Annotated in this window: 10 protein-coding genes; 4 read left to right on the top strand and 6 right to left on the bottom strand. The window is 30.6% G+C overall.

What is annotated here, in order from left to right:
* The first annotated feature begins 21 nt into the window (after nucleotides 1-21).
* The 3 genes from Q0958_RS04275 (at nucleotide 22) to Q0958_RS04265 (ending at nucleotide 4,250) form a co-directional block, all read left to right on the top strand.
* Nucleotides 22-2,622, top strand: coding sequence for a zinc-dependent metalloprotease (locus tag Q0958_RS04275; protein WP_299120089.1), 2,601 nt, complete (start codon nucleotides 22-24; stop codon nucleotides 2,620-2,622).
* Between the two features lie 67 nt (nucleotides 2,623-2,689).
* Nucleotides 2,690-3,583, top strand: a complete 894-nt coding sequence (locus Q0958_RS04270) for a TIGR01777 family oxidoreductase (RefSeq protein WP_299120087.1) — start codon at nucleotides 2,690-2,692, stop codon at nucleotides 3,581-3,583.
* Entirely contained in the window at nucleotides 3,573-4,250 is a 678-nt protein-coding gene (locus Q0958_RS04265; protein WP_299120083.1) for a GNAT family N-acetyltransferase, read from the top strand. The genes Q0958_RS04270 and Q0958_RS04265 overlap by 11 nt, the downstream gene beginning before the upstream one ends.
* Before the next feature lie 65 nt (nucleotides 4,251-4,315).
* On the opposite strand, the gene Q0958_RS04260 is transcribed toward Q0958_RS04265, so the two are convergent.
* The 6 genes from Q0958_RS04260 to gyrA all read right to left on the bottom strand — a co-directional run bounded on the left by Q0958_RS04260 (nucleotide 4,316) and on the right by gyrA (nucleotide 12,181).
* Nucleotides 4,316-5,053 (bottom strand): hypothetical protein, encoded by a 738-nt coding sequence (locus Q0958_RS04260; protein WP_299120080.1) that lies wholly within the window; start codon nucleotides 5,051-5,053, stop codon nucleotides 4,316-4,318.
* Nucleotides 5,054-5,141: 88 nt separating this feature from the next.
* Nucleotides 5,142-6,443 (bottom strand): dihydrolipoamide acetyltransferase family protein, encoded by a 1,302-nt coding sequence (locus tag Q0958_RS04255; protein WP_299120076.1) that lies wholly within the window; start codon nucleotides 6,441-6,443, stop codon nucleotides 5,142-5,144.
* A 241-nt stretch (nucleotides 6,444-6,684) separates the two neighbouring features.
* Nucleotides 6,685-7,587: an oxygen-dependent coproporphyrinogen oxidase gene (gene hemF, locus Q0958_RS04250; RefSeq protein WP_299120073.1), complete on the bottom strand. Its 903-nt coding sequence runs from the start codon at nucleotides 7,585-7,587 to the stop codon at nucleotides 6,685-6,687.
* 28 nt (nucleotides 7,588-7,615) lie between these two features.
* Nucleotides 7,616-8,362 carry an EI24 domain-containing protein gene (locus tag Q0958_RS04245; protein WP_299120070.1) on the bottom strand — a complete coding sequence of 249 codons (747 nt, stop codon included), beginning with the start codon at nucleotides 8,360-8,362 and terminating at the stop codon, nucleotides 7,616-7,618.
* A gap of 62 nt (nucleotides 8,363-8,424) precedes the next feature.
* Nucleotides 8,425-9,660, bottom strand: a complete 1,236-nt coding sequence (locus Q0958_RS04240; RefSeq protein ID WP_299120067.1) for a tetratricopeptide repeat protein — start codon at nucleotides 9,658-9,660, stop codon at nucleotides 8,425-8,427.
* A gap of 16 nt (nucleotides 9,661-9,676) precedes the next feature.
* The gene (gene gyrA / locus Q0958_RS04235) at nucleotides 9,677-12,181 is read right to left on the bottom strand and encodes a DNA gyrase subunit A (protein ID WP_299120064.1); all 2,505 of its coding nucleotides are present in this window, start codon (nucleotides 12,179-12,181) and stop codon (nucleotides 9,677-9,679) included.
* A 295-nt stretch (nucleotides 12,182-12,476) separates the two neighbouring features.
* On the opposite strand from gyrA, the gene Q0958_RS04230 reads away from it, so the two are divergent.
* Nucleotides 12,477-15,029, top strand: coding sequence for an ATP-dependent Clp protease ATP-binding subunit (locus tag Q0958_RS04230; RefSeq protein WP_299120061.1), 2,553 nt, complete (start codon nucleotides 12,477-12,479; stop codon nucleotides 15,027-15,029).
* Nucleotides 15,030-15,133 lie beyond the last annotated feature (104 nt).

Genomic DNA, 15,133 nt, shown 5'->3' with positions numbered 1-15,133 from the left:
CAAAACTTAAATAATTTAAACATGCTTAACAGAAAATTAAGGATAGTATGTTCGCTTTTTTTAACACTTTCTATATTGGGTATCAATGATGTAAATGCTCAAAAAAGAAGAAAAAAGAAAGAAAAAAGCAAAACTGAAATCCCTTCAAAAAAGAAAAAGAAGAAAAAAAAGAAAACTATTGCCGACTTAACTAAGAGTAGCAAAAAAATAGATGGTTTATTCCCTATTTATCAAGATACAGTAACAGGTGATATCAAGTTATTATTAAAAAAAGATCAACTTAATAAAGATTACATTTACTTTTCACAAATAGCAGATGGTGTAACAGAAGCAAGAGCTTTTAGAGGTGCTTATAGAGGTTCTAGTATTTTTAACATCAAAAAATATTTCAATAAAATTGAGTTTGTAGCACCTAATACTTCTTTTTACTTTGATAAAAATAATGCCTTATCAAAATCTGCTAATGCAAACATCAGTAATGCTGTAGTTGCAAGTACTAAAATATTAGCTTCGGACGATAAAAAAGGAGAATATTTAATTAATGCTAACGATTTATTTTTATCAGAAGCATTAACTAGAATTAAAATGCCTCGTTTTCCTAAAAGCTCTCCGTTTGCTTTCAAATTAGGAAGATTCGACAAAAAGAAATCTAAAATAAACAGCATTAAAAACTATCCTGAAAACACAAATATTAAAACAGAATACACATACAACAACCCTTCTGTTTTAAATGGTGGTTCTAATGCTATTACAGATGGTAGATATGTTTCAATAAAAGTTTTTCATACTTTTATGAATATGCCAAAAGGTGATTATACAGTAAGAATGGACGATCCAAGAGTTGGTTATTTCTTAACCTCTACAAACGATATGACATCTACTAAAGCTGTAAACTACAGAGATTTTATTCACCGTTGGAAATTAATTAAAAAGAATCCTGAATTAGCAATTTCAGAGCCTGTTGAGCCAATTACTTGGTGGATTGAAAACTCTACTCCTGTTGAGTTTATTGAAACTATTAAAGAAGGGGTATTAGCTTGGAATGAAGCTTTTGAAAAAGCTGGATTTAAAAATGCAATGGTTGTAAAAGTTCAACCTAATGATGCTGACTGGGATGCTGGTGATGTTCGTTATAATGTTTTACGTTGGACTTCTTCTCCTAACCCACCATTTGGAGGTTATGGACCTAGTTTTGTAAACCCTAGAACTGGAGAAATTTTAGGTGCTGACATTATGTTAGAGTATGTTCACTTTACTAACAGAGTTTTATACGATAAAATTTTTGGAGAACTGTCAAAAGCTTCTTCTGAAGAGGAAGCTCATAATATCTTCTCTAAAAAAGATAACCACATGTATTGTTCTGCTGGACATTTAATGCATGAAAACACAATGTTTGGAAAGACTGTTTTAGCAGCTACTGGAGCTTCTGATTTAGAAATGGAAGGAATGAAAAGAGAAGCTATGAAGTCTTTAATTATGCATGAGGTTGGTCATACTTTAGGATTAAACCACAACATGAAAGCTAGTCAGTTATTTTCTCCTGCTCAATTAGCAGATGCAGAATTTATTAAAGGAAAATGTTTAACTGGTTCTGTAATGGATTATGCGGCTATTAATTTAACTTTAGACAGAACAAAACAAGGGCAATATTACGATACAGCTGTTGGACCTTATGATATTTGGGCTATCCAATTTGGATATACTCCATTTAAAAATAATTCTGAAATGAGAGCTTTATTAGCTAAATCTACACAACCTGAATTAATTTTTGGTAATGATGCTGATGATATGCGTTCTGCTGGAAAAGCTATTGACCCAAGAGTTATGACTGGTGATTTATCTAATGATCAAATTACTTATTCTGTTGATAGAATTAAGTTAGCTAATAAAATGATGCTAAACATTAAGAATAGATTTTCTAAAGATGGAGAAACATATGAGGAATTAAGAAATGCTTATTATATTTTAAATGGTCAAGCTGCTAGAGCTGGGGAAGTAATTTCTCGTTTCATTGGAGGAGTTTATGTAGATAGAGCCATGGCTGGACAAAATGGAGGCACACAACCTTATACTCCTGTAAGTTTAGTTGATCAAAAAAGAGCTATGAGCGCATTAAAAACTTATGTTTTTGCTCCAAATGCTTTTAAAGCTCCTTCAGATTTATATAACTTCTTAGCTAGACAAAGACGTGGATACAACTTCTTTGCAGGACCAGAAGACCCAAAAATCCATGCACAAGTTTTAAGATATCAAAAGAGAGTTTTAAATCACATATTACATAGAAATACTTTACAAAGAATTTCTGATTCTGAATTATATGGTAACAAGTACAAGTTATCTACTTTTATGACTGATTTAAACAATGCTATTTTTAAAGCCGATTTATACACGAATGTAAATTCATTCCGTCAAAACCTACAAACTGAATACACTAAAATGTTATTAAAAATGGTTGTAGGAAGAACTAGTAGTAGATATACTAATGCTGCTAAAGCAATGGCTTTATATAATCTGAAAAAGATTAAAACTTGGTCTGGAAACGGTTTAGGAAACATTGCTACTAAAGCTCATAAAAATCAATTAAAATTATTAATTAACAACTCTTTAAAAGAGGTTAAATAATAAAATTTATATAATTCTATAGTAAAACCATAATGCTAAAACATTATGGTTTTCTTATTTTTACTCTATGGATAAAATTCTTATTACTGGAGGAACTGGACTCATTGGAGGGCATCTACAAGCTATTTTAAAAGAAAATAACTTTGAAGTAAATATTCTTAGTAGAAACCCAACAAAAAAGAATGAGTTTTACTGGAATATTTCTGAAAATCATATAGATGAAAAAGCTTTTGAAGGAGTTACTCATATTATCCATCTTGCTGGTGCTGGAATTGCAGATAAACGTTGGACTAATAAAAGAAAAAAAGAATTAATAGATAGCAGAGTACAATCTGCCAACCTGTTATTTAAAAAAGTAAAAGAACATGAAGTCCCTTTAAAAGGATTCATTTCTTCATCAGGTATCGGTTATTATGGTGCTATCACCTCTGATAAAATTTTTAATGAAGAAGATGCTCCCAATAATGATTTTATTTCTTCCATTTGTATTAAATGGGAAAAAGCAGCTCAACAATTTGAGCAACTAGAAATTCCAATAAATATTTTACGTACCGGTGTTGTCCTTACAGAAAAAAGAGGAGCTTTACATAAAATGAATACCCCTATATTTTTATCGGCTTTAGGAACTGGAAAACAGTACTTACCTTGGATTCATGTTACCGACTTATGTCACCTTTATTTAGAAGCTATAGAAAACCCTAATTTTAATGGAACTTTTAATGCTGTAGCACCAGAGCACAAAACTAATGAAGACTTCATGAAAGCTTTAGGTAAAGCATTAAAAAAACCTGTATTTCCTATGAATGCTCCTTCATTTATTTTAAAAACAGCATTAGGTGAAATGGCATATATCTTATTAAATGGTAGTAGAGTTTCTTCTCAAAAAACATCTAAATTTTACAATTTTAAATTTTCTAACTTAGAACCTGCTTTGAATAATATTTACAATAATGAACAATAAGCTTAAGAATCCTGTTTGGCATTCATTAAACGAAACGCATAAAGAATTTGTCATTAATTTTGATGGAGTACAATTTTATGACCCTAAAATTTGTCCTTTTGGTGCTTTTTTAGATACAAATAAAACTGCTAATGCTTTAAATGAATATGCTAAACTAACAGATAGTTTTTTCTTAGTTTCAGAAGATAAAACTCCTTTATACGATAATCGTAATATTTTTTTAGATAAGAAAATTGATGGTTGTCAAATGGTATTAGATAATTTAACTGACATTGAATTTACTGAAACTATAGTTCCTTTATCAGAAGAACATATAGATGACATATACAACCTTGTTTGGTTAGTAATGCCAGGCTATTATAGGAAAAGAACTTTTGACATGGGAAATTACTTTGGAATTTTTAAAGATAACCAACTTGTTTCTATATCTGGTCAACGTATGCAAACTGACGATTTTATTGAAATAAGCGCAGTAGTTACACATCCAAATTATACAAAAAGAGGGTATGCCAAACAGTTAACATCATATGTTACCAAAGAAATAATAAAAGACAATAAACTTCCTATCCTACATACTAACAAAGGGAATCCTGCTATAAAACTATATGAAAAACTAGGATTTAAAATTACTCGAGATATGAATTGGTGGTTTTATAAAAAGAATTAAAAACTGTTTACACAAAAAAACTCAGAAGAAATTCTGAGTTTTTGCACATTTAAAAAGTAGTCTAATTAGATTTTTTCTATAGTAGATTCTGCTTTTGTTTTCATCATTTGTCCCATCATATCCATTTCAATACTTACTACTGATTTAGATGGTATACCTGTATTTTTCATTATCTCTACAGCTCCAGTTATTTTAGCATTTGGCATAGCTGACATTTTTCCGTTTATTTTAGCTATTACTTTTTCCTTTGTAATCTCTGTAACAGTATAAACTAATTCCATTGCTACTCCTCCACTATTTTGTGTATTAGTCCAAGTAGAACCTACTCCTACTTTTTCATTTGGATATACTACTGATTGATTATACTGGTTTGATAACTGATCTGCTCCAGGGAAAGTTGGCTCTGCTTTTAAAAATTTTGATTTTCCAAATTTATCAACACTAGAATAAATCATTGCATTCATCATAGGCTGCATCTGAGCTTTAAAATTCTTAGATTCCTCAGTTAACTCACTATCCTTCATCTTTGTATTAAAGTTCACTTTTTCTTCAGCACCTTGTAAAACTTTGGTTGACATATAAGTAAACTTAGTTTCAGTTACATAATCTCCTTCTTTAACATCTGTCACTTTTATATTCATATCCATGTCCATATCCATTAGGCTAGCTCCCATGTCTTGACTCATTTTCATAGACATTTTATAAGTATCGCCTTTTTTATACTTAAGACGTAGCAATACTTTTTCTTGTGACATTCCTACCGCTGTTATCCCTAATAACAGTACAATTAAAATTTTCTTCATTTATGATTTTTTAGTTTAAAGTACGAATATAAACAAAACAAAAGAGCTCAGGAAATCCTGAGCTCTTGTATTTAACAGTATATTATTCTTAGAAATCTTGATTTGCATCCCAAGCTTCTAAAATTTCTTTTAATGTTTTAATAAACATACCACCTAAAGCTCCATTTACCACTCTATGATCGTATGAATGGGACACCATCATTTTATGACGGATTCCGATAAAGTCTCCTTCTGGTGTTTCTATAACCGCAGGTTTTTTAACTATTGCTCCTAAAGCTAAAATAGCTACTTGTGGTTGGTTTATAATTGGTGTTCCTGTAATACTTCCAAAGCTACCTACATTTGTAACAGTGTATGTTCCTCCTTGAATATCATCTGGTTTTAATTTATTTGCTCTAGCACGATTTGCTAAATCATTTACTTGCTTAGTCATTCCAACTAAACTTAATTGATCTGCATTCTTAATTACTGGAACAATTAAATTTCCATCAGGTAATGCTGCAGCCATACCTAAATTAACATTTCCTCTTTTTATGATTTTATCTCCATCAACAGAAATATTAATCATAGGGTGTTTTTTTATTGTTTGAGCAACTGCTTGCATAAAGATTGGAGTAAATGTTAATTTCTCTCCTTCTCTTTTTTGATATGCGTTCTTTACTTTATTTCTCCAATTAACAATGTTAGTTACATCAATCTCAATAAAAGATTGTACATGTGCAGATGTTTGAATAGAATCTACCATATGCTTAGAAATTAATTTCCCCATACGGCTCATTTCTATAATTTCATCTTCTCCACTTAATGTAACTGGTGCTGATTGAGTTTTTGGTTGTGGCTTAGATTCTTGAACTGATTCTGCAACTTTTTGTGGTTGACTTCCTCTATTCTCTATATAAGATAAGATATCAGTCTTAGTTACACGTCCGTCTTTACCTGTTCCTTTAACCGTTTCTAATTCTTCTAAAGAAATACCTTCAGTTTGAGCAATACTCTTTACTAATGGCGAGTAAAAACGATCACTAGAAGATGTGTCAATAGAACTTGTAATTGTTTCTTTTACCTCTTCTATTGTTTTTTCTACTTCTACTGCTGCTGCTTTTACTTCTTCTTTTACAGGAGTTGCTTCAGAAATTACTTCCTCCCCTCCTTCTGTTTCTATAATAGCTATTGTTTGTCCTACTTGTACTACTGAATCTTTATCAAATAATATTTCTACTAAAGTTCCATCTACTTCACTAGGTACTTCACTATCTACCTTATCTGTAGCTACTTCAACTACGGTATCATCAATATCAATCGTTTCTCCAACTTCTTTTACCCAAGAAGTAATAGTTGCTTCTGCAACACTCTCGCCCATTTTAGGCAACTTCAATTCGTATCTAGCCATAGTGTATATTTTTAATGTTTGCGAAGTTAGTAAAAACCAGTGATTTTCTTGTCTTTTTTTATATAAAAAAAATCTGTAATTGGATTATTAATTGAATTATTCGTAAAAATACATCACAAATACATGTATTTTTGAATTAAAACAAAATAATACAAAGTTCTATTGCGTTTTCAATAATACATTTGATTTTCAATACTTAGGAACTCTTATCTTAGAAGAATAATTAAATTATTTCTAAGTTTTATACCCAATTTTTAGGTTTTGCTAAAACTTTTAAAAGTTTTTCTTCTTCGCTCCCTTCTTCTGGGTGATGATTATATTTCCATTGTACGGTAGGTGGCAAACTCATTAAGATACTCTCAATACGTCCATTTGTTTTTAAACCAAACAATGTTCCCCTATCGTGAACTAAGTTAAACTCAACATAGCGTCCTCTTCGTACTTCTTGCCAATCTTTATGCTCCTGATTATACGTTGTATCTTTCCTTCTTTCAACTATTGGTATATATGAGTTCAAAAAACTATTTCCTACTTCTGTAACAAAATCATATCTATCTTGCATTGAAAACTCTTCAGTCTTTTTTAAATAATCAAAAAACAAACCTCCAATACCTCTCGCTTCATTTCTATGCGTATTCCAGAAATAATTATCACAAGTTTCTTTATACTTTGGATAGAAATTTTGATCATATTTATCGCAAGCTTGTTTACATACCTGATGAAAATGAATAGCATCTTCATCAAACAAATAATAAGGTGTTAAATCTTGTCCTCCTCCAAACCATTGAGTAACTATATTACCTTTTTCATCATACATTTCGAAATAACGCCAATTAGCATGAACTGTAGGTACAAATGGATTTTTAGGATGAATTACTAAACTTAAACCACAAGCAAAAAAGTTACCACTTTCTACTCCAAACTGCTTTCTTAGGACTTCAGGTAACTCTCCAAAAACTTTAGAAATATTAACTCCTCCTTTTTCAAAGATATTTCCATTTTCTATAACACGAGTTCTACCTCCTCCTCCTTCTTTCCTTTTCCAAAGGTCTTCTTGAAATTTTACTCCTCCATCAATCTCTTCTAATTTAGAAGTAATTGTATCCTGTAACTGTTGAATATAAGTATAAAACTGCTCTTTCATTTATTTAATTCTTGATTTACAAAAGTACTTATTCTGGTAATTCTTTTAATTGAATTTTTTTAATAGTTTCTGTAGTAGCTGCTGTAACTGATAATGGTAAAACTAATAATACTCCAACAACAGGTATTAATAAAAAAAGTATAAAAACAATTCCATTTCCTATAGCTAATCCTTTATTTTCTTTTACAAAACGGACACTCTCTTTATACCTAAAATGACGTTCTAAAGTATAATCCATATTACCAAATCCGGCATAGTATGCTTGCACTAAGAATAACAATACTGTAGAAACTATGCCTATTACTGGTATTAACCCAAAAAGTAAAATTATTATTGTTAAAAAAATACCTCTAATAAAGTTTCTAATATTTATTCGAATTCCTCTAATTAATTGTTCTTGAAAACTTGTATTTCTATGTTGATGGCTTTCTCCTACCATGTAGTTTTCTATTTTTTCAGATACTGGACTCATAAAAGGAGCTGATAATGCCATTACAATATGTTTATATAAAACCAAACCAATTGTTATTATTAACAGTCCACTTAAAAAAGTACTGATTACTTCAAACGTTTCCTTGCCAAATTCCCATTTCCAAAAATCAGCTAGATAATGTCCTAAGTTATCGGACAGTCCGTAAGCAAAACCTCCAACAGCAATTGCTGTTAATAAACTTATTATAATGGGAATTGTAAAATATTTCCACAGTTTTAATTTAGATATTAATTGAAAAGCTCCGAAATATGCTTTAATTCCTTTTATTACGTTCTGAATCATATTATTTTTTGAAAAAAAAACCGAAACTAAAAGTTTCGGTTTTTAATTTATGAAATATTATTTTATTTCATTGATTTATATAAATCTCTAAATTCTTTAGCTTTATCTTCCATTTCTAAAACTTCATATAAATTCATTAAAGTTTTAACAGTATCAATACTTTTATTTAATTTATTTGCTTTTTCTAAATATGGTAAAGCTTCTTTATATACCTCTTTTTGTTTTAATGCTAATTCATCGTATTTTTTAAAGTTCGATAAATTTTTATTCATTTCTTCAACAATTGCTTTATCTTTATCTAAAACAACTACTGCTAAATTCATGTAAGCATCTGCATAATCAGGTTTTAACTCAACTGCTTTTTTGTAGTATTTTTTAGCCTCTTCCATTCTTCCTTGGTTAAAATTAACCACACCTAAATTATAATATAAGGTTGGATTATTAGGATCTAAAGCAACTGCTTCATTCATTAACTCTCCAAATTTATCCATTTTACCTAAATCTACATATAATTGAGCTTCATTTAAAATTAAATTCAAATCCTTTTTATTAGAACTTCTAGCTTCTTTAAAAGCAGCTATTGCTTCATCTGTCTTTCCTTGCTCTTTTAAAATTAACGCTATATTCTTTACTATTGTAGCCGTTTTTGACTCAGAAAATCTATCTTCAGGTTTTATATACTGCTTAGATTTAACCATTAAATCTCTATTTTGTTTTGAACCTAAATTCTCTACCTTACCACTAGTTGTGTTTGTTGCTAGATATTGAGTTTCTATACCTGTATAACCAACTTTCCTTAACTCTTTATAATATTTAATAGCTCCTTCATAATCTTTAGCTTGAGTAGCCGAAACTGCTGCATTATATACAAATGATGTATCATTCGGACTTAAAACATAAGTTAAATAAAAGTTATCAGCTGCATTTTTATAATCTTTCTTATTATTATATAAGTCAATTGCTTTTTTAGAAACATCTTGAATTATTTGACTTAATAATGGTTGAGCTTCATTTGTATATTTAGTTTTACCCATAGCTAATAAAGCATTTAGAGCATCAGCTGCATTTTTATAATCTTTTTTGGTAGCTAAAGCTTTACCCTTTAAGAAATAAAATTTAGACTTATACTTATCTTCACCGTTCATCATTAAATCTCCTTCAATAGAGTTTAATATTGAGATTGCACTATTAACATCTTGCTTTTTTATTGCTTTCTCAGCGGCTTTTAACTCAGATTTCTGTGCCATTAATCCTAATGACAATAATCCTAATGAAAGAGTTAATATTTGTTTTTTCATTTTTAATCTAGTTTATTTATTGTTGTTCTTGACTTTCGTTTGATTCTTGATTTTCAATTTCCATGCCATTTTCATCTTCTTCTTTTTCATGCATAACTTTTGCTACAGCAGCTATACTATCTTTACCTTTAATGTTAATCAATCTAACCCCTTGTGTTGCACGTCCCATAACACGTAAATCTTCAACAGCCAAACGAATAGTAAGTCCGGATTTATTAATAATCATTAAATCATTCGAATCATCAACATTTTTAATTGCTACTAATTCTCCTGTTTTTTCCGATATATTTAGAGTTTTAACTCCTTTTCCTCCACGGTTTGTAATACGATAATCTTCTAATTTAGAACGTTTTCCATATCCTTTTTCAGAAACCACTAAAATATTACTATCCATATCATTTACTGCAACCATACCAACTACTTCATCATTCTCATGCATTAAGGTAATTCCTCTTACTCCAGATGCAGTTCTTCCCATTGGTCTAGTCTTAGCTTCTTCAAATCGAATTGATTTACCAGACTTTAATGCTAACATTACTTGGCTATCACCCGTAGTTAACTTTGCTTCTAATAATTCATCACCTTCTTTAATAGTAATTGCGTTGATACCATTTGTTCTTGGACGTGAATATTGCTCTAAAGGAGTCTTTTTTACCTGACCTCTCTTAGTTGCCATAATCACATAGTGGCTATTGATATAACTTTCATCTTTTAAGTCTCCAGTAACCAAGAATGCTTTTACTTTATCATCTTGTTCAATATTAATAAGGTTTTGGATTGCTCTACCTTTGGTATTCTTCCCTCCTTCTGGAATCTCATAAACTCTCATCCAGAATACTTTTCCTTTTTGAGTAAAGAATAACATATACTGGTGATTTGTTCCTACAAATAAGTGTTCTAAGAAGTCCTCATTACGAGTTGTAGCTCCTTTTTGTCCACGTCCTCCTCTATTTTGAACTTTATATTCATCTAAGTTTGTACGTTTTACATATCCTGCATGTGAAATAGTAACTACAACTTTAGAGTTAGGAATCATATCTTCGATACGCATATCCCCTCCAGCATATTCTATTTCTGAACGACGATCATCTCCATACTTATCTCTAATATGGATTAACTCGTCTTTTATAATTTGATAACGTCTAGACTCATTTGATAAAATATCTTTTAAGTCTGCAATAGTTATCATAATTTCATCATACTCCGCACGTAATTTATCTTGTTCTAGTCCTGTTAACTGACGTAAACGCATTTCTACAATTGCTCTTGCCTGAATTTCTGTCAGTTCAAAACGCTCTACTAATTTAGCTCTAGCTTCGTCTGCATTATTAGATCCACGGATAATAGCAATTACTTCATCAATATTATCAGAAGCTATAATTAGACCTTCTAAAATATGAGCTCTTGCCTCAGCTTTCTTTAATTCAAATTCTGTTCTACGAACAACTACTTCATGTCTATGCTCAACAAAATGGTGAATTAATTCTTTTAAATTTAATTGCTCTGGTCTTCCATTTACTAAAGCAATGTTGTTTACGCTAAAAGACGTTTGTAATTGAGTATATTTATATAATTTATTTAAAACGATATTAGGAATTGCATCACGTTTTAAAACATATACAACACGCATTCCTTTTCTATCAGATTCATCACGTATATTCGAGATTCCTTCTAATTTCTTATCGTTAACTAACTCAGCAGTTTTCTTAATCATTTCTGCTTTGTTAACTTGGAAAGGAATTTCTGTTACAATAATACATTCTCTTCCTTTAACCTCTTCTATGGTAGCTTTAGCACGCATTACAATACGTCCACGACCAGTATGAAAAGCATCACGAACACCATCATAACCATAGATAATACCTCCAGTAGGAAAATCTGGAGCTTTGATGTGTTGCATTAACTCATCAATTTCTATATCTCTATTATCAATATAAGCAACAGTACCATTTACAACTTCTGTTAAGTTGTGAGGAGCCATATTAGTTGCCATACCTACTGCAATTCCAGACGCTCCATTTACTAATAAGTTAGGTATACGAGTAGGTAATACCGTAGGCTCTTTTAAAGTATCATCAAAGTTTAATTTATGATCAACAGTATCTTTTTCAATATCTGCTAACATATCCTCTGATATCTTCTGCATTCTCACCTCCGTATAACGCATTGCTGCAGGACTATCTCCATCTACCGATCCAAAGTTACCTTGTCCATCAACCATCATATAACGTACACTCCAATCTTGAGCCATACGTACCATAGAATCGTATACAGATGTATCACCGTGTGGGTGATACTTACCTAATACCTCTCCTACAATTCTAGCTGATTTCTTATAGGCTCCTGTAGCTTTGATTCCTAATTCATGCATTCCAAATAAAACTCGTCGGTGAACTGGTTTTAAACCGTCTCTAACATCTGGTAATGCTCTTGATACAATTACTGACATTGAATAATCAATGTAAGCTGATTTCATTTGTTCTTCAATATTGATAGGAATCAACTTTTCGCCATCTGCCATATATTTTCTTTTAAAATATTAGTACTCATTTTCGTCAAAAAAGTGAATTTTACACTTGATAAAACCCACTTCTAAAATACAGTTAAACAAACCGTATTTTCTAAAACATTGCAAGATACTACAATACCTATTTATACACAAAAAATATCTTTATTCTTTTGTTGATATTTATTAACAATTTTTGTCACTCTTTAAAAAAAAACATGACAAGAATAACTTTTTAAAACTATTGGCATCTTTTTTGTATTTTTAAAGAAAAAAACTTACTAACTTTACACAGATACAAATAAAATTTATGGACGATAATTTTTCACCACAAGTTAGAGATGTAATTACTTTCAGTAAAGAAGAAGCCTTAAGATTAGGTCATGATTTTATTGGAACTGAACATCTATTGTTAGGTTTGATAAGGAAAGGAGACGGAAAAGCCATCGAGATATTAACTACTTTCGATGTGGATTTAGATTTGGTACGTAATAAATTAGAAAAATTAAATCCTACGACCCCTTATGTAGCTAACGTAGAAAAGAAAAGTTTGCATCTTACTAGACAAGCAGAGAAAGCTATAAAAACTACATTTTTAGAAGCAAAGTTATACCAAAGTAATTCTATAAATACTGCACATTTATTATTATGTATTTTACGTAATGAGAATGACCCTACAACGAAGTTACTTCAAAAGTATGATGTAGATTACGAACAAGCTAAAGCTTTATATAAACAATTACACGTTGAAGATAATTACTTATCTCCTATGGCTGAAACACCTTCTGACGATGATTTTTCTGAAGAAAAATCTAATCCTTATGGACAACAACCTTCTAAAGGAAAGCAGCCTAAAAAATCTAAAACACCAGTTTTAGATAATTTCGGTCGTGATTTAACAGCATTAGCCATTGGTGGTAAATTAGATCCAGTTGTTGGACGTATTAAAGAAATTGAACGTGTTTCTCAAATTTTAAGTAGAAGAAAAAAGAACAATCCAATGTTAATTGGAGAACCTGGTGTTGGTAAGTCTGCTATTGCTGAAGGATTAGCTCTTAGAATAGTAAACAGAAAGGTTTCTAGAATCTTATTCGATAAACGTATTGTTTCTCTTGATTTAGCAAGTTTAGTTGCTGGAACAAAATACAGAGGTCAATTCGAGGAGAGAATGAAAGCCTTAATGAATGAACTTGAAAAAAATGATGACATCATTTTATTTATTGATGAAATCCATACAATTGTTGGAGCTGGTGGCGCTACAGGATCATTAGATGCTTCAAACATGTTAAAACCTGCTTTAGCTAGAGGTGAAATTCAATGTATAGGTGCTACTACTTTAGATGAATATAGAACTAATATTGAAAAAGACGGAGCATTAGAACGTCGTTTCCAAAAAGTAATTGTTGACCCAACAACTGTTGAGGAAACTGTACAAATTTTACATAATATAAAAGGTAAATACGAAGCGCATCATCATGTATCTTTTACAGATGAAGCTATAGAAGCTTGTGTAAAATTAACCAATCGTTATATGACTGATAGGTTTCTTCCAGACAAAGCTATTGATGCTTTAGATGAAGCAGGTTCTAGAATTCATATTACTAATATTGTTGTTCCTCAACAAATTTTAGAATTAGAATCTAAACTAGATGAAATTCGCGAACGTAAAACAAAGGCTGTAAGCGGTCAAAAATACGAAGAGGCAGCAAAGCTTAGAGACGACGAAAAAAACATAGAAACAGCTTTAGAATCAGCTCAAAACCAATGGGAAGAGGATTCTAAACTTCATAGAGAAACCGTTACTGAAGATAATGTAGCAGAAGTTGTATCAATGATGACAGGAATTCCTGTAAATCGTGTAGCTGAAGCTGAAAGTAGTCGTTTAGCTGAACTACCTAACTTAATTAAAGGAAAGGTAATTGGTCAAGATGAAGCTGTAGCAAAAGTTGTAAAAGCTATTCAACGTAATAGAGTTGGTTTAAAAGACCCTAACAAACCTATTGGTTCATTTATTTTCCTTGGATCAACTGGTGTTGGAAAAACTCAATTAGCAAAAATATTAGCACGTGAATTATTTGACTCTGACGATTCGTTAATTAGAATTGATATGAGTGAATACATGGAAAAGTTTGCTATTTCTAGACTTATTGGAGCACCTCCAGGTTATGTAGGATATGAAGAAGGTGGACAATTAACTGAAAAAGTTCGTCGTAAGCCTTATTCTGTAATTCTTTTAGATGAAATTGAAAAAGCGCATCCAGATGTTTTCAATATGCTTTTACAAGTTTTGGATGATGGACATATTACAGACAGTCTTGGTAGAAAGATTGATTTTAGAAACACCATTATAATAATGACATCTAATATTGGTGCCCGTAAAGTAAAAGAATTTGGTGCGGGTGTTGGTTTCGGTACTACTTCTAAGAAAGATCAAGAAGATGCTCATGCTAAGAGTATTATTGAAGGAGCTTTGAAAAAGTCATTTGCTCCTGAATTCTTAAATCGTATTGATGATGTTATTATTTTCAACTCTTTAGAACGTAAGGATATCCATAGCATTATAGACATAGAGTTAGATAAACTATTAAAGCGTATTGCTGACTTAGGTTACAATTTAACTTTAAGTGAAAAAGCTAAAGATTATATTGCTGACAAAGGTTATGACAAACAATACGGAGCTAGACCTTTAAAAAGAGCTATTCAAAAATACATTGAAGACTCTTTAGCTGAAGAGATTGTAAACTCTAAACTAGATGAAGGTGATTCTATTTTTATGGATTTAAATGAAAAAGATAATAAGCTTGTCATTAAAATCGAAAAAGGTGATAAACCTGAAGAATCTAGAACAGAAATAGATGAATAATATTTCCAAAAAGGCCTAAGTTTAATTACTTAGGTCTTTTTTATACTTTCTTTATAAATAATAAAGAAAAACAGTATGCTTTTTCCTTTTTAAAAGCATTAATT

The sequence above is a fragment of the uncultured Tenacibaculum sp. genome (genome assembly GCF_947499065.1).
Lineage (GTDB): Bacteria > Bacteroidota > Bacteroidia > Flavobacteriales > Flavobacteriaceae > Polaribacter.
The sequence above is the reverse complement of the archived record's forward strand: the minus strand, read 5'-3'. Positions and strand labels throughout refer to the sequence as shown.

Bases quoted from the DNA above. Each gene is read 5' to 3' on its own strand.
- Q0958_RS04275 (WP_299120089.1), top strand. From the start codon at position 22: ATGCTTAACAGAAAATTAAGGATAGTATGTTCGCTTTTTTTAACACTT.
- Q0958_RS04245 (WP_299120070.1), bottom strand. From the start codon at position 8,362: ATGATTCAGAACGTAATAAAAGGAATTAAAGCATATTTCGGAGCTTTT.
- Q0958_RS04270 (WP_299120087.1), top strand. From the start codon at position 2,690: ATGGATAAAATTCTTATTACTGGAGGAACTGGACTCATTGGAGGGCAT.
- Q0958_RS04240 (WP_299120067.1), bottom strand. From the start codon at position 9,660: ATGAAAAAACAAATATTAACTCTTTCATTAGGATTATTGTCATTAGGA.
- hemF (WP_299120073.1), bottom strand. From the start codon at position 7,587: ATGAAAGAGCAGTTTTATACTTATATTCAACAGTTACAGGATACAATT.
- Q0958_RS04230 (WP_299120061.1), top strand. From the start codon at position 12,477: ATGGACGATAATTTTTCACCACAAGTTAGAGATGTAATTACTTTCAGT.
- Q0958_RS04265 (WP_299120083.1), top strand. From the start codon at position 3,573: ATGAACAATAAGCTTAAGAATCCTGTTTGGCATTCATTAAACGAAACG.
- gyrA (WP_299120064.1), bottom strand. From the start codon at position 12,181: ATGGCAGATGGCGAAAAGTTGATTCCTATCAATATTGAAGAACAAATG.
- Q0958_RS04260 (WP_299120080.1), bottom strand. From the start codon at position 5,053: ATGAAGAAAATTTTAATTGTACTGTTATTAGGGATAACAGCGGTAGGA.
- Q0958_RS04255 (WP_299120076.1), bottom strand. From the start codon at position 6,443: ATGGCTAGATACGAATTGAAGTTGCCTAAAATGGGCGAGAGTGTTGCA.